The sequence below is a fragment of the Nonlabens ulvanivorans genome (assembly GCF_000732625.1).
Classification (GTDB): Bacteria; Bacteroidota; Bacteroidia; order Flavobacteriales; family Flavobacteriaceae; genus Nonlabens; species Nonlabens ulvanivorans.
Genome location: NZ_JPJI01000012.1, coordinates 80,014 through 96,712 on the forward strand (window position 1 = coordinate 80,014; position 16,699 = coordinate 96,712).

A 16,699-nucleotide genomic window follows, 5' to 3' on the forward strand; every position below is an offset into this window, starting at 1 on the left:
TAATTATTAAAAATAAAGTCCTACATATTTACATATGTAGGACTTTTTGATTGGAGCTGGAAGCTTACCTGTTAGCAGCTCTGTGTCTTTCTCTTGCCAGTAATGTGTTTTTAAGTAGCATAGCAATAGTCATGGGTCCCACACCACCAGGTACAGGTGTTATGTGACTTGCTTTTTTAGAGACATTTTCATAGTCCACATCTCCAGTTATGTAATAACCTCGTTCACGAGATTCATCGGGAACACGTGTGATACCTACATCAATAATGACTGCATCATCTTTTACCATTTCTGCTTTTAAAAATCCAGGTACGCCCAATGCGGTAATGATGATATCAGCTTGTGATGTGATTTGAGTAATATTTTTTGTGTGGCTGTGTGTTAATGTTACAGTTGAGTTACCAGGAAAACCTTTTCTTCCCATTAGTATACTCATAGGTCTACCTACAATATGAGAACGGCCTATCACAACAGTGTGTTTTCCCTGTGTATCTACATTGTAACGGTCTAGTAATTCAAGAATTCCAAATGGTGTTGCTGGGATAAAGGTGCTCATGTCCAATGCCATTCTACCAAAGTTTGTAGGGTGGAAGCCATCTACATCCTTATCAGGATCTACAGCCATTAATACTTTTTGAGTATCAATTTGTTTTGGAAGAGGTAACTGAACTATAAAGCCATCAATATCTGGGTTGCTATTAAGTTTTTCTATTTCTTTAAGCAGTTCGGTTTCGCTAGTTGTATTAGGCATACGTACCATTGTGCTTTCAAATCCCACTCGTTCACATGCACGTACTTTAGAACCTACGTAGGTAAGACTGGCTCCATCATTTCCTACGATTACTGCAGCTAGATGAGGTACTTTCTCGCCATTATTCTTCATTTCTTGAACGATTTCTGTAATCTCGTTCTTGATATCATTACTTGTTTTTTTTCCGTCGAGAATAATCATAGTTATGTGTGCTGGTTTATGATGTTGTAAAATTCAATCATAAGAATCGAATTTTAAAATTTTAATCGATACACTTATTATCTACTTGTTAACGATAAGGATTGCGTACGAATATTTGTGTCACAAAAAAAAGTCCTAAGTGTGAACCTAGGACTTTCAAATATCTAAAATATAAAATGGTTATCTCATTTTTCCTAGAGCATTCATCATGGCTTTACCTTTACCGCCTTGCATCATTTTCATCATTTTGCTCATCTGGTCAAACTGCTTAAGCAGTTGGTTGACTTCAGTAACGGTAGTACCACTACCTTTTGCGATTCTTTTTTTACGAGATCCGTTAATCACTTGTGGACGTGTTCTTTCTTCTATAGTCATAGAATGAATTATAGCTTCTATACCTTTAAAAGCATCATCATCTATATCAACATCTTTAAGCATTTTTCCAGCACCTGGAATCATACCCATTAAATCTTTCATGTTACCCATCTTCTTGATTTGCTGTATCTGTGATAAGAAATCATCAAAGCCAAATTGATTTTTAGCAATTTTTTTACTCAATTTACGAGCTTGCTCTTCATCAAACTGTTCTTGAGCGCGCTCTACAAGAGAAACAACATCACCCATTCCCAGAATACGATCAGCCATACGAGATGGGTAGAAAACATCAATAGCTTCCATCTTCTCACCAGTACCTATGAATTTAATAGGTTTATCAACAACAGATTTAATAGATAATGCAGCACCACCACGTGTGTCACCATCTAGTTTAGTAAGTATAACACCATCAAAGTTTAATCGTTCATTAAATGCTTTGGCAGTATTAACAGCATCCTGACCTGTCATAGAGTCAACTACAAAAAGTGTTTCTTGAGGTTTAACTGCAGCATGCACATTTGCAATTTCAGTCATCATTTGTTCATCAACCGCAAGACGACCTGCTGTATCAATTATAACCACATTAAAGCCATTCTGTTTGGCATGAGAAATAGCGGCTTCAGAAATCTTTACAGGATCTTTTTCCTCTCGATTAGAGTATACTTCAACACCGACACTTTCACCGACAACGTGTAATTGATCGATTGCCGCAGGACGATAAATATCACAAGCTACTAAAAGAGGTCTTTTACTCTTTTTAGTTTTTAAGAAGTTGGCAAGTTTACCTGAAAAAGTTGTTTTACCAGAACCTTGTAAACCTGACATTAAAATAACAGTAGGATTACCGGTTAAGTTAAGTCCAGTAACATCACCACCCATTAACTCTGTAAGTTCATCTTTTACAATTTTAGTAAGAAGTTGACCTGGTTTAAGAGTTGTAAGTACGCCTTGACCTAATGCTTTTTCTTTAGCGCGAGAGGTAAATTCTTTGGCTATTTTATAGTTTACATCGGCATCCACAAGGGCGCGACGTATTTCTTTGAGAGTATCTGCAACGTTTACTTCGGTAATGCTTCCATGTCCTTTAAGGACGTGCATGGCTTTATCGAGTTTGTCAGTTAAATTATCAAACATATTATTGACTCATTTTTTGAAGTTTGCAAAGATACCATTTAGGCGCTTTAAGTTCAAGTTATTATAAAGCTTTTGTTATCAATGTTCTACCTTATTAAATATGATTTGTTCATTTTTAATAAAGTATGAAAACTAACCTTGAGTACTCCTAGAAATTTGTTTTAAATTGCACTAAACATAAACTTTACGACATGAATAAAATTTTAAAATCGATTAAATACCTCGCTGTTTTTTTATTTGCTTTATTTTTTATTCAATGTAGTTCTGAAGAGAATGATGATACAGGATCAAATGGTTCTGGAAATACGCCATCATTAACAGCCTCATTGAGTAGTCTGTCTTTTGAAGATACTCAAGTAGGTCAAAATTCACAATTGAAGTCTTTTACTTTAAGCCATACAAATTTAAGTAGTGACATCAATCTTACAACGACTAGTCCATTTGAATTGTCGGTGGATGGTTCTACATTTTCTACTCAACTAAGCTTACCTGTCCTTACTACTTCAAGTTTGATTTTTGTTAGATTCATTCCAGATGCCATAAATACGTTTCAAGAAAATATCGTTATTCAAACTACCGACATAGCAGACGATATCGTAATAACACTTAATGGGTCAGGTACACCAGTGATACATAACTATCTAACCTTTAATAGAACTAGAGTCGCCTTTGGTGGTGGATTTAATCAAACATCTGTTCAGACATTTAATCTCCATAATGACCTAAGTAATATAGAGGCAATAAAAATGTATGTAAAACTTACCTGTCCATCAGGAGGATGTGATGAGTGGGATGTTTTTGCAAATGTAAAAGTAACGGATCCTTTGTCTGGAGAGCGTTATGAAATGGCTAGATTTATAACACCATACTGGAATGATAACAGTCAGTTGCCTAGAGGATTTGAATTTGATGTCACTGATTTTAAATCAATGTTAACCGGTAACGTTGAATTGAGAATAAGAACTGAGTGCTGGAATGCAAAAGGCTATGAAGTTAGTGTGGATTTTGATTATATAGAGGGAACACCAGATTATCAATATTATGGGATCACTAGAGTTCTTAATTATGATAATGGCTCACAAGCAGGTGTACCATACGGTGTCGCACATGCCTTTGATCTTACACGTTCGATTAACATTCCTTCAAATGCCCAAAGCACACATTTGCGTACTATAATATCTGGATGGGGACAAGCAGCGTCTGGTGATCCAGATGGTCGTACTTGTGCTGAATGGTGCTATAGAACGCATAGTGTAAGTATTAACGGCGCAAATATGTTTCAGCATAATCTGGGTCCTCTGGGATGTGCTTCTAATCCAGTTAGCAATCAAGCACCTGGAAACTGGACTCCAGATCGAGCTGGATGGTGTCCGGGAATGGAAGTACCTACGAGAATAGACTCATTTACATCCAGTATGGCAGGTACAACTTTTACCTTTGAATATGGTTTTGAAAACTGGACTAATACGACTACAGATAATTCTTTTTACCCAATATCAACATTTGTTATCGTGAAAAGTGATACTCCTATATCCCGCGCAGTTGTGGTAGATTAAGTATTTCTTTAAATATAATGATAAAAAAAGCCTGTCGATATTTATCGACAGGCTTTTTTAAATGTTGTAGAGAACCTTAGTTGATTCCTACTAATTCTAATTCAAATACAAGGTCCTGACCAGCTAGTGGATGGTTAGCATCAACTACTATGTGATCTTCCTGTACCTCTGCAACGCGCAATTGTCTTTCTGTCCCATCAGGGTTTTGAGAAATCAATCCCATTCCTACTTCAGGTTGTACTTCTTGTGGTAATTGTGTTCTATCTACTTTATGAAAAAGTTCTTCCATTACCTCACCATAAGCTTCTTCCTTAGGGATTTCAATAGTTTTCTTTTCATTTACCTTCATGTCTATAAGGCCGTTTTCAAAACCTGGGATCAACATTCCTTGACCTAGTTGAGCTTCTAATGGCTCTCTGTCTGCAGATGTATCAAAGACCTGTCCTGTTGCTTTTAATTTACCTGTGTAATGCACCTTTACAGTGTCATTTGCTTTAACTTGACTCATAAAAATTGATATTTTTCTATCAGCGGCAAAGGTATGATTTACAAATACCTAACAAAATGAAACGTCACTTTATTACTAATGATTAAGAAAGACTTAACGATTAGGAGTAAAATATATTTATAGGATGGATGAATTAATAAACGGTTATGGTTTTATGATTCGCTTTCGCGAAAGCGAAATATCAATTAGATTTAAGGCTATTGAAAATCAAGTATTTGAAAGAAGCTGTGCAAATATTTCAATAAACCGCTAAAAACCAATAAATAAGCCTATTTTTGCAGCCGCTAACAAGCGTTATTTTTATGAAAGACATTAGAAACATTGCGATTATTGCTCACGTAGACCACGGTAAGACTACGTTAGTAGACAAGATTTTACACCATTGTGAAATTTTCCGTGAGAACGAGACAACAGGAGAGTTAATCCTTGATAACAATGACATTGAACGTGAACGTGGGATTACAATCCTTGCAAAGAACGTTTCTGTTATGTATAAAGGGACTAAGATTAATATCATTGATACACCTGGTCACGCCGATTTTGGTGGTGAAGTAGAACGTGTATTGAATATGGCAGATGGTGTTCTACTTTTAGTGGATGCATTTGAAGGACCAATGCCACAAACTCGTTTTGTATTACAAAAAGCAATAGACCTAGGTCTTAAGCCTTGTGTAGTTGTAAATAAAGTTGATAAAGAGAATTGTACACCAGATGAAGTACATGAATCTGTATTTGATTTAATGTTTGAACTAGGTGCAGAAGAATGGCAGTTAGATTTCCCTACCGTTTATGGTAGTGCAAAAAATAACTGGATGTCTGAGGACTGGCAAAATGAAACAACTAATATTGAACCATTATTAGATATGGTTATCGAGCATGTTCCTGCTCCAAAGGTTGAAGAAGGAACGACTCAACTATTAATTACTTCATTAGATTTCTCTAATTATACAGGTCGTATTGCAATAGGTCGTATTAAAAGAGGTTCTATTAAAGAAGGTCAAAACGTGACGCTATGTAAGCGTGACGGTTCTATGACTAAGACTAAGGTTAAAGAGGTTTATGTCTTTGATGGTATGGGTAAAGCCAAAGCTCAAGAAGTAATGGCTGGTGATATTTGTGCAATTGTAGGTTTAGAAGGTTTTGAAATAGGTGATAGTGTTGCCGATTTTGAAAATCCAGAAGCAATGGAAACGATTGCAATTGATGAACCGACAATGAGTATGTTATTTACTATTAACGATTCTCCTTTCTTTGGTAAAGACGGTAAGTTTGTAACGTCTCGCCACATAAATGATCGTTTAACTAAGGAACTAGAAAAGAATCTTGCTTTACAAGTACATGATACGGGTAGTGCAGATAAGTTTATGGTTTTCGGTCGTGGTGTATTACACCTTTCTGTATTAATTGAAACGATGCGTCGTGAAGGTTATGAATTACAAATAGGTCAACCACAAGTTATCATCAAAGAAATAGACGGTGTTAAATGTGAGCCTATTGAAGAGTTAACTATTGATTTACCAGAAGCGGTAAGTGGTAAAGCTGTTGAGATGGTTACCTTAAGAAAAGGGGAAATGACTAGTATGGCACCAAAAGGTGAGCGTATGGTTTGTGAATTTAAAATCCCTTCTCGTGGTATAATAGGTTTACGTAATCAATTGATTACTGCTACTGCTGGTGAGGCTATTATGAATCACCGTTTTGTAGGTTTTGAACCTTATAAAGGTGAGATAGCAGGTCGTATTAACGGATCTATGATTTCTATGGAGACTGGTACATCTATTCCTTATTCAATGGATAAGTTACAAGATCGTGGTAAATTCTTTATTCATCCAGGTGAAGAGATTTATGGAGGTCAGGTAGTAGGTGAGAACTCTAGACCAGATGATCTAGCTATTAACCTTACTAAAACTAAGAAGCTTTCTAACGTGCGTAGTGCTGGTAACGATGATAAGGTAAAGATTGCGCCGCCAATTAAATTTACTCTTGAAGAAGCGCTTGAATATATCCAAAAGGACGAGTATGTTGAAGTAACTCCTAATCATTTGAGAATACGTAAGATATATCTTGATGAAAATGAGCGTAAACGTAAAGCAAAAGAACTTTCATAATCAATATTGATTAAGAGTAATATTAAAAAAGCAGATTCTTAAGAATCTGCTTTTTTTGTGCCTTGTTATGAAATTTATAAATTTACCGCATTAAAAAAGGCAGGAAAATATTCCTGCCTTCTTTTAAAAAATGGTCTCCCCAATTAATAGTAGAACCTAATAATCACCATCTTCTAATTTTTACTTTTGATTAATCTATCATAAGATTAGTAATCAATTATAATATCTAGGTTTGAATAACCAGTCCTGCTTATAGGGATAGACAGTGTCTTTATTAAAAATTAAATTTTATAAAGAAATTGACTGGTTTATTATTCTTACTCTTTTTATTAATGTTTTAAAACAACAGTTTAACTGTCTTTTCATAGTAGTGTTCCTCATTAGTAGATTTTGTTACCCAACAATTTTAATTTTTTTTCAATTTTTTTTTAATTCATTATTAACGTCTATTTTTTTAAAAAAAAAGCAGAGAATTGATCTCTACTTTCTGCTGTTGAGTTCATATTACATAGAGTAAAATTCTTTTTACTTTATGATTAATTTCTCGACTTTTTTGCCTTTTGAAGTCTGAAAACTCACAAAGTATACTCCTTTTTTTAAGATGTCTTTACCATCCCAGGTTTTTTTATAAATCGATTCTTTATAATCAGGGATATCAATTATCTCTACTTCAATACCGTTTAGGTTGTAAATAATAATCTTATGAAGTTTGATATCACTAGATTCAAATGTGAATGTGGTTACACCATTACTAGGATTTGGTGAGATTTTGGTATTTCCTATATTTTCATTTTTAGGTACTATACCTATACCTCTACAAGTTTGACATACTTTGGCAGTCCAGATTGGTTCTCTGAAATCTGGACATATAGTTCCTACACGATAACTTAAGCAATATGCAGTTGCCGGTATTAATATTTGTAAACTAGTTCCAGTAACGTTAACTCTAGTAGTTGTTGGATGTTGATTGCTAGGACAACATTCTGGATCATTATAAGTGTATTCTACCACTAATATTTGTGCATATAGAAACATAAAGCTACTAATAATTAATAAGGGCATTATTTATTATAGTTTTTTCATGATAATTGATTTGGTTAGTTCCTACTCTGTTAAATGGGTTTTCAGAAAGTCTCCCAGAATGCATTCAATAGGTTGTTCTTTTAAAGAATCCTTTGTTACCCAGAACAGAGATTCTGAATAAATTTATTAGACAAGTGGTCGTGAAATTGTGAAATGAAGTTGTTATTACGCTTTCGCGAAAGCGTAATGTGTAGGAAATAACGTGAATAATATTAATTATCCTTTACGGGACTTTAAAAAGAAGAAAATCAGAAGAATAAGAATAAAAATTGCTGCAATCCAATAATATACATTATAGTTATCTAAAGAAATAGGTTGATTATCTCCCATGGCTTTTAATGAAGCCCAATAATATGGAGAAGCGTCTGACAGACTATGCTCTCTGAGGTATTTAAGTTTTGCATTGTGTAGGGCAGTAGAGACTCCTTGATTTTCTTCAATATTTTTGTAAAAATCCTCCACAATATAGGAAGTTGACTTATCACTGGTCTTCCATAAAGAGGCTACTACAGCTTGAGATCCTGTATAGAAAAAACCTCTTGCCAGTGTCAAAGTGCCTTCACCTTGGATAATTTCTCCGATTGAAGTATCGCAAGCGCTTAAGAAAACAAGTTGAGCATTATTCTGTAAAGAATAAAGTTCTTTCATACCCATTTTACTATCATAAAAAGCTATAAATGGGTTCTCCCCAGAGCTAGCGTGTGTTGCTAAATGGATAATTTTGTATCCATTTATGCGGTTCTTAAATGTGCTCTTAGTTGCTTTATTATTGATATAATTATCTCCTTTTATAAACTGATTTATCGAATTTATTTCTTCATTTGTATTGTAAAGTTTGGGGAGTCCTATGGCATCAAATGTAGTAGGTGAGAAGCTTATCAGATTTTTTTTGGCCGTTCTATTAATAGCGGCATTACTTTTAGAAAAAGATAAGGAGTAAGCATAGTTAATTTGACTTTCATTAATTAGATACGTATGCTTTTTAATATCTGTGATTAATGCGTCGAAGGGTATATTCTGTAATTGGCCATCTGCAATAATTGTCGTTTTCTTAGATTTTATTTGGTCTTGAATTTCTTTTGGGAATAGTCTGTTATATATTGAATTAGCTTTCAGAGCATAATTTTCTATATCACTTTCGGTACTGAATGGCTGAGAGAGGAGTCTTAAGTATTGGGCTATTTCTATGCTTAATTTCCCTGCGTTTTCAAGTTCAAATATCTGAGCATCTGAAGATGTTATTAATAAGCACATGAGGTGATCTTTAAATAGCACTTCCTTATTCCAGACATAAGAAATGACGATTTCGTTACTACTCAAGCTTTTCTGTACGTCTGATAGATTGGTTAATTGGTTAAGATAAGTTTTGCCTACACCTTCAGAATAATTTTTATTTATAGAATCGTCATATTTTTTTATTTCAAGACGTTGATTAAGGATTGCTTTATTATAAAATTTTATCGAGTTAGAGTCCTTTTTTTTCTCAAGTTTTTTTTCATATTCTAATAGCTTGTCGTTCAAAAATCTTTTTCTGTTTTTTACAGATGAAGGTATGTCAATAGAGTTTTGTATTATATTTTCTGTAAGTAGAACGGCTTTATTTTTCTCGCTGTATACAAATGCTAGTGTTGGATTGTCAAGAATAAAGGAACAATAAACTGCATGATGATATACTTTTGAGGCTTCTTTGCGCCAGTACATTTTTGAGCTTTCTTCACTATTTGAATCTTGGATGTAATCTATAAGAGAGTCGGCGGTTTGTAAATTTTTAAAGGCTTCAACTACATAAGTATTCTTTTTAGAGTCTTCATATTGCTGTAATAGTATCTCTGCTTTTCTTGAAAGAGAATTGATAACACCGATTGGGTCTATAGCATCTTTGAAATCAACTAATGAAGGCTCATTAATTTTTATTTTATCATTTATAAAATTTACCTGTATGGCTTTATCTATAAAAATTAATGCATTTTTTCTATTTCCATTTTTCAATTCTAGATCTGCGATGTTTTTAAACACTCGATCCTTAGATTCTATTGATAAAGTATAATCTAAACTTTTATTGAGATAATATTTTGCACTATCGATACCTTGCTTAATGTAAAGGTTACCTAAATTACCATATCCTATACCTATAGATGTTGAATCTATGTTTTTTATGGAGTGATTTAATAATTTTTGATAATATTTTTTAGCTTGATTAAAGTCATATGACTTTTCGTTATTGTAATAATTTGCTAGATTATTGTAGAGGATAGATAATCTTCGGTCGTTCAGTTGATTCTTCCTGTTTATCTCTAGAACTTTATTTAAAATTTTAAGTTCTTTTTCTTGAGACTGATCAGTATTTAAAGTGTGATATACTTTTGCTAGATTGAGATATTGGGATGCTAAAAAACCTGAAGCATTATAGTTTTCTAAATCAGAGATAGCTTTTAGAAAGTAAACTTCTGCTTGATAATAGTCACCTAGTTTGTAATAGCAATCTCCTAGTTTACCATAAGATTGAATAGTTCTATAGGAATTAGGTTCTACCGAAATTATTTTACTATAACACTGTATCGCTATTTCAAGTTGAGCGGTTTGCTCATAGAAATAACCTAGTTGGTAAAGGGCTTTAGTATATTTTTCATTTATAATTTGAGCCTCTTCAAAAGATTTTACCTCTATAAGCGCATATTTAATTGCTGCTTCATAGTCTCTAAGTCTAAAGTATTTTACAGAAAAATCATGAGACATTTCTGAAAATACAGTCTGGTCTGTAGTAATGCTTAATACACTATCTAGTTGAGGTTGTAACGCTTCAACACCTTTGTTTTTTTCAAATGAATCAAATAGATCGTAAAAAGTTTGGCTACTTGCAGTATTGCCTAAGCAAAGTACAAGTAGCCAAAATATGATGCAATTAAAACTAGATTTCAAAATCTTTATATTGTGAAACCTAATTTACACATTTATAATTTAAAAAGGTTCAAAGCTTGCAATGTCTATTACAGTTTCATCTTCTATCCATAAAACAGGATCAGTTGTTTCTGATTCAGATTGTTGTAATGATAGTTCCCATATCTCACCACTGTGAATGTTTTCATCAATAGTGTAGGAGTGTAGTATAAGGTAAGGATTAGAGTATTTTAACTCTTCTCTTAAATGAGTTTGTTGATCTTTTGTTGCGTTTGATTCCCAGCTTACGTATAGTTTTAACTTAGCTGTATTACTTTTTAATTGTAGACTAGAATTCTGTAAAGTTAAATCATCTTCTTCAAGAGAATTAACACTACAAGAAGTGATAGTTAACGAGATAATTGAGCACAAAAGTAATTTTAAAAATAAATTTTTCATAAAAGTAGGGTTTTATAATTTAGGATGTTACCCTACTGTTACAAAGAGTTGTTTTTTGTTACCCTTAAAATTAAACTCTTTATGATTTACTTATATATTTGTTCAAATGGCAGATGATTTAAAATACTTAAGAGCCTTATTAACGAGTGACTCTGCTGTGATTTCAGAACTCTATAAGGATACCTTGCCTAAGGTGAAAAAATTTGTGGTTCAAAATAAAGGTTGCGTTGAAGATGCCGAGGATATTTTCCAAAAGGCATTAGTTCAAATAGCCGTTAGATATAAAAAGAATCCGTTTTCAATTAAATCTAGTTTCAAGGCTTTTTTATTTACTGCATGTAAGAATTTGTGGAGAAGAGAGCTAAATAAATCTTCACATTGGGTAACAAAAGATATAGAGGAGGAACAGTTCTATATAAAAAATGAAGATGCACATGTTTTATTAGAACAAGAACGATTAGAATTATTTCAAGTAGCCTTGGATCTGAGTTCAGATAACTGCAAGTCTATTCTTGAAATGTTTTTTAATGATGTATCCTATGCTGATATGGTAAAAGATTTGGCATATAGTTCTGAAACAGTCGCAAGACAACGTGTCTTTAAATGCAAAAAGAAACTGATAGAGCTTATCAAAGACAGCCCTAGATTTAATGCCCTAAGAGAATTATGATCACGCCAGACAACCTTTTACTTGAAAAGTACTTTAAAAATTCCTTAACTCATGAGGAACATGCTCAATTTGAAATAAGGAAGAAAGATTCAAAATTTGTGGAACAATTAATAATTGAACAACAATTGCATGATACATTCCATAAGGCAGGTTGGAGCTTTGCTAATAATGTAGATAAAACTGTTATATCTGAATATCAAGAATTATTTAATGATGAAGACATTGTTAACCTTAAAGCTACATTAAAGAATATCGATCATTCTAGTGAACCTATAAAGTCGAGGTATGATTTCAGGTGGAAACATCTTATATATGCTGCTGCTGCATCGGTCGTTATCATTATAAGTGTATCTCAATTCAATGGGACTAATTCGACTCCAGATCATGTTTATGCTACCTATTTAGATAAAAACCAGCTTACATATTCTATAGTGAGAGATGGTGATAGTCAGAGTGCGCTTGATGAGGCTACTGCATTATTCATAGATGAAAAATATAAAGAGGCTATGCCTATTATTGAAAATTCAATTATTACATCACAAGAAAACTTACCAGCCTTCTATCTTTTAAAGGGAATATCTTTGATGGAAATGGGGTCTTATGACGATGCCATCATCGCATATGATCAATTGATATCTAGTGATTTCCTTGATGCAGAGAAGGGATATTGGTATAAAGGGCTCCTATATCTTAAAAAAGGCGACGAAAAGAAAGCTCTCATGATATTTAATAAAATAAGAAAGGAACATTTATACAATGCTGGTAAAGCGACTGAAATTATCGAGTTGCTTAATTAACTTTTTTAATATGATACTACCTTTCATATTACTTAAAATGGAATGATTATTCTGCTATCTTAGCGCACTGAATATTTTCCATTGAATATTACCATTCAAAAATACTATCCAAAAAACGCCATTACATGGAATGCTTTCATAAAGCAGTCTTGTAATGGCACTTTTTTATTAGATAGAAATTTCATGGATTATCATCAGGATCGTTTTGAAGATGCAAGCCTGATGGTATACTATAATGAAAAACTGGTGGCTTGTGTACCAGGGAATAGTGTCGGAGACCAATTTTATAGCCATCAAGGTTTAACTTATGGAGGTGTTTTTATGAAGTTAGAAACCTCTAATGAGTTAATGATTGCTATTTTAACTGAGATTATTTTTTATCTCAAAACTCATTACTTATCCGTTGAAATAAGATGGCAACCAGCTATCTATAACAGGCATCATTTGCATACTATAAAACAGTTTGAATTTCTAGATTTTAATACATACCAGGCTTTGCATAACTTGCATCTAAACTTGAGGAATGAATTTAATATTTCTTCAAAAAAAACAAGTGGATATCGTAATGGAAAATTTGATGAGTTGAGATTAGTAATTAATAATGATTTCAAAATATTTTGGGATGATATACTGGAGCCTCAATTAAAAGCTAGACATCAAACTAGTCCAGTTCATAGCCTAGCTGAGATAGAATTATTAGCTTCCAGATTTCCTGATCAGATTAAACAGTTTTTGGTCTATGAAAGTGATAATTTATTAGCAGGTGTAACTTTTTTTATAAAAGGAACTATCGTAAAATCACAATATGCAGCCGCTACTTTAGACGGCATGAAAAAAAGTGCATTGGACTTTTTATATATTGAAGCTAGTAAAAAATTCAAAGACCTAAACTATAACTACATAGATTATGGACATGTGAATGAAAGTGATGGATCTGTAAATAGAGGTTTACAACGATTTAAAGAGGAACTAGGAGCCATTAATCAACCTGTGTTTAGGTCAAGATGGAGTAAAATTTAAGTATGAAATACAGTAAACGTTCCTTGCATTTTGCATGGATTTCAATTGTTCTATTAACTATTTTTTTAATCTTATCTCAATTAGATCGTAACGCCAGTACACAGTTTGATATGGTGATTGCTTACTTAATAACCTTTCAATATATCAGTATCCTAATAGGTTTTACATGTGCCATTTTGAGTTTAAGAGAGGAGAAAACAAAAATGCAAAAGTTGTCTTTTTGGATTAATGTGTTTCTGTTTATTGGCTTAGCGTTTTTTTTTATATTCAACTATTTTACTAATTCGCATTAAGGATTTCATTATCAAATACTTTATTATTTTTAAAAACGTTTAAAAAAAACACCAGTCATAGAAAATTTGAAAATATCTTACTTGCCATTACGAGAGCTTAATGCCCGTTTTCATCATAAAGATCAGCAATCATTTGCGTCTGTTTATGAATCAGGTAGATATATAGGTGGTCCTTACGTAGAACAATTTGAAAGGCAATTTGCGGTTTATTGCGGTGTGGATAAGGTTGTAAGCACAGGAAACGGTCTAGATGCACTAACCTTAATATTATTGGCCGAAAAAGAATTAGGGAATCTTACAGAAAATGCTAAAATTCTTCTTCCAGCTCATACTTACATTGCAACTTTTTTAAGTATCATCCATGCTGGAATGCAGCCTGTTCCTGTAGATGTTTCTGATATATTATTAACTGTCGATGATTTAAAATCACAAATTGATAAAGTGGATGCGATTATTACCGTTGACTTATATGGTAAGTTGGTTAGCGATGAAGTATACGCTTTTGCGGCAGCGCAACAAAAGCCAGTCTATTGTGACAGCGCACAATCGCATGGTGCCATTAATAGCGATGGTAAGCGATCAGGAAGTCTAGCTAGGGCAAGTGCCTTCTCTTTCTATCCCACAAAAAATTTAGGTGCATTAGGTGATGGTGGTGCTATCACTACAGATGATCATGTACTAGCAGCTATGGCTCGTAAACTAGCTAACTATGGTCGTGATAACCGATTTCAGAATTCTGCAAAGGGAATTAATAGTAGGTTAGATCCATTGCAAGCTGCCTTTTTAAGTAATAGATTAACATTGCTTGATCAAGATAATTTGCAACGATCAAAAGTCGCTCAATATTATTTTGATCATTTTACAAATGATCACGTAGTGACTGCTAACGTTAACTTTTTAAAGCATAACTCTTGGCATGTTTTTCCTGTTTTTGTGACAGATCGAGATCACTTTCAAGATTATATGATGGAAAACGGTATTGAAACTAATGTGCATTATCCTTTACCACCACATCAACAAGAGGCCTTTAAAGAGTTGAATGATTTAAGTTTTCCGCAAACAGAAAATTTACACCTGACAGAGGTAAGCCTACCTTGTCATCCATTACTATCTCCATCAGAAATTAAAAAAGTAGTTCAAGTTGTAAATAACTATTAATGAGATCTCTCTTAAGTTTTTTTACTAAAAATGTACTGCTTAAAGTTGCAAGTTTTAATGGTGTATTCATTCTTATTAGAATAGGTATAGGAGCAATAATGTCTCGTATCATTGCAGACTATGCTGGTGCTGCTGGAATGGCGATTATGGGTAATCTTCGCAATTTTACACAAGGTATACAGACTTTTGCCGTTTTGGGGTTTGAACATGGATTAGTATCATATGCAGCGGCTTATCGTAAAGACTTCACTGAATTAAAAAAACATTACAAAACTGCATGGTCTTTATCAATCATATCTAGTTTAATACTAGCGATATTAATTTTTATCGCGGCACCATGGTTAGATGATTATCTAATCGCTACTGATATATCTTTTACAACCGTTTTTAGATTATTTGCTGTTTCCTTGCCGTTTTATGTCGTTTTTATTTTTATTACTTCACTATTACAAGGATTTGAATTTTTTAAAAGGTATATCACTTTACAGATAGTTATAAGTTTAGTGATTTTTATAATATCAGCTTATTTGATTTATACTTTTAATCTGACTGGTGCTTTGTATAGTATTGTGATAGTCCCTTTTATACAATGTGTAGTTGCCTTTTTTTTTCTTAAAAGTACTATTCAACATCAAGTTCCTTTATTTGAATTGATAGGTATTCAATGGAGTCAAGAAATTGCTAAAAAGCTCTTTTCATACAGTGCCATGGCTTTAGTTAGTGCCTTTTTATTGCCTTTGGTTGCCATACTAGTACGTAATGAAGTGCGCACGCAAGTAGGTGATGCAGCGGCTGGATGGTGGGAAGGAATGATTAGAGTATCTAATTACTACATACTTTTTGCGACTAGTTTAATAAGTATGTATGTACTACCTAAACTAAGTAAAAATAAAAGTTCATCCCATTTTAGAACAACGATATCACATTTTTATAAAACTATTTTGCCTTTTCTGCTATTAGGTTTAATAGCAGTATATATTTCTAGGGACTATATCATCCTCTATTTATTTAATGCTGATTTTGAAGGAATGGAGCCACTGTTTAAATGGCAATTAATAGGCGATTTTATTAAAATAGTCACCACTGTACTAGCTTTTCAATTTATTGCGCGCAACGATATAAAAAGATATCTAGTGGCAGAAATAGTAAGCGTTTTAAGCTTTTATATCTTCAGCATGATTTTATTACCACTATATAGTATAGAAGGAATAGTTATGGCACATGTTGCAAATTATATCGTTTACTTTATAGTAATTGTGATACTATTAAAAAAAGAATTATTTAATTCTGCTTCTTAGGATCAATGCGCATTACATCCTTAACAATAGTATCTGTTTTGCGCAATTCAATATTATTTTCCTTTTTTGTCACTACAGCAATATAAGTATGTGTGGTATCCTTACCCTTTAAAGGAATCAATGTTATAAGTGCTTTTTTAGTTTTTGCAGGAATTGTCTCGATCATAGGTCGATCTGCACTACGACGGAAACCCGTGCTATTGACTTTAAAAAATAAATCAAGATCATTGTCGGTTACATTTTCAGCATAATAGGTAATCTTTTTATGACCTTTTTCTATGGTGATGTTTATACCTTCTGGTTGCTGCTGTAAAGGGATCGCTATTATCAATAGAAATAACGCAGTAAGTAATTTAAGTCCGTTCATGTTCTTGTTTTATTACAACTTGATATTTGCTACAAATTGTTTTT

At 33.1% G+C, this 16,699-nt stretch carries 14 protein-coding genes; 7 read left to right on the plus strand and 7 right to left on the minus strand.

Translation table 11 applies throughout. From position 1 onward, the window contains the following. Positions 1-64: 64 nt before the first annotated feature. Positions 65-952 (minus strand): bifunctional 5,10-methylenetetrahydrofolate dehydrogenase/5,10-methenyltetrahydrofolate cyclohydrolase, encoded by an 888-nt coding sequence (locus IL45_RS01725; RefSeq protein WP_036579514.1) that lies wholly within the window; start codon positions 950-952, stop codon positions 65-67. A gap of 180 nt (positions 953-1,132) precedes the next feature. Further along, a complete protein-coding gene (gene ffh / locus IL45_RS01730) occupies positions 1,133-2,461 on the minus strand; it encodes a signal recognition particle protein (protein WP_036579517.1) in 1,329 nt (442 codons plus the stop codon). A 191-nt stretch (positions 2,462-2,652) separates the two neighbouring features. Here ffh and IL45_RS01735 point away from each other — a divergent pair, with 191 nt between their 5' ends. Then, positions 2,653-4,017, plus strand: coding sequence for a peptide-N-glycosidase F-related protein (locus IL45_RS01735; protein WP_200875664.1), 1,365 nt, complete (start codon positions 2,653-2,655; stop codon positions 4,015-4,017). 76 nt (positions 4,018-4,093) lie between these two features. Here IL45_RS01735 and IL45_RS01740 read toward each other — a convergent pair whose 3' ends face one another. Further along, a complete protein-coding gene (locus IL45_RS01740; protein WP_036579519.1) occupies positions 4,094-4,525 on the minus strand; it encodes an FKBP-type peptidyl-prolyl cis-trans isomerase in 432 nt (143 codons plus the stop codon). 302 nt (positions 4,526-4,827) lie between these two features. Here IL45_RS01740 and typA point away from each other — a divergent pair, with 302 nt between their 5' ends. Continuing rightward, positions 4,828-6,633 (plus strand): translational GTPase TypA, encoded by a 1,806-nt coding sequence (gene typA / locus IL45_RS01745; RefSeq protein ID WP_036579522.1) that lies wholly within the window; start codon positions 4,828-4,830, stop codon positions 6,631-6,633. A gap of 525 nt (positions 6,634-7,158) precedes the next feature. On the opposite strand, the gene IL45_RS01750 is transcribed toward typA, so the two are convergent. The 3 genes from IL45_RS01750 to IL45_RS01760 form a co-directional block, all read right to left on the minus strand. Then, on the minus strand, positions 7,159-7,695 hold the full coding sequence (locus IL45_RS01750) for a T9SS type A sorting domain-containing protein (RefSeq protein ID WP_081866512.1): 537 nt from the start codon (positions 7,693-7,695) through the stop codon (positions 7,159-7,161). 237 nt (positions 7,696-7,932) lie between these two features. Then, positions 7,933-10,635 carry a CHAT domain-containing protein gene (locus tag IL45_RS01755; protein ID WP_036579527.1) on the minus strand — a complete coding sequence of 901 codons (2,703 nt, stop codon included), beginning with the start codon at positions 10,633-10,635 and terminating at the stop codon, positions 7,933-7,935. Between the two features lie 39 nt (positions 10,636-10,674). Continuing rightward, on the minus strand, positions 10,675-11,052 hold the full coding sequence (locus tag IL45_RS01760) for a hypothetical protein (protein ID WP_036579528.1): 378 nt from the start codon (positions 11,050-11,052) through the stop codon (positions 10,675-10,677). A 106-nt stretch (positions 11,053-11,158) separates the two neighbouring features. On the opposite strand from IL45_RS01760, the gene IL45_RS01765 reads away from it, so the two are divergent. The 5 genes from IL45_RS01765 (at position 11,159) to IL45_RS01790 (ending at position 16,288) form a co-directional block, all read left to right on the plus strand. Continuing rightward, positions 11,159-11,722, plus strand: coding sequence for an RNA polymerase sigma factor (locus tag IL45_RS01765; protein WP_036579531.1), 564 nt, complete (start codon positions 11,159-11,161; stop codon positions 11,720-11,722). 98 nt (positions 11,723-11,820) lie between these two features. Further along, complete coding sequence (locus IL45_RS01770; protein ID WP_146128695.1) at positions 11,821-12,519, plus strand: tetratricopeptide repeat protein; 699 nt, start codon at positions 11,821-11,823, stop codon at positions 12,517-12,519. Between the two features lie 81 nt (positions 12,520-12,600). Continuing rightward, a complete protein-coding gene (locus tag IL45_RS01775) occupies positions 12,601-13,539 on the plus strand; it encodes a hypothetical protein (RefSeq protein WP_051788610.1) in 939 nt (312 codons plus the stop codon). A 359-nt stretch (positions 13,540-13,898) separates the two neighbouring features. Continuing rightward, complete coding sequence (locus IL45_RS01785) at positions 13,899-14,990, plus strand: DegT/DnrJ/EryC1/StrS family aminotransferase (RefSeq protein ID WP_036579539.1); 1,092 nt, start codon at positions 13,899-13,901, stop codon at positions 14,988-14,990. Next, the gene (locus IL45_RS01790) at positions 14,990-16,288 is read left to right on the plus strand and encodes an O-antigen translocase (RefSeq protein ID WP_051788611.1); all 1,299 of its coding nucleotides are present in this window, start codon (positions 14,990-14,992) and stop codon (positions 16,286-16,288) included. The genes IL45_RS01785 and IL45_RS01790 overlap by 1 nt, the downstream gene beginning before the upstream one ends. Here the strand turns inward: IL45_RS01790 and IL45_RS01795 are convergent. After that, positions 16,272-16,655 (minus strand): hypothetical protein, encoded by a 384-nt coding sequence (locus tag IL45_RS01795; protein ID WP_036579542.1) that lies wholly within the window; start codon positions 16,653-16,655, stop codon positions 16,272-16,274. The genes IL45_RS01790 and IL45_RS01795 overlap by 17 nt on opposite strands. Positions 16,656-16,699 lie beyond the last annotated feature (44 nt).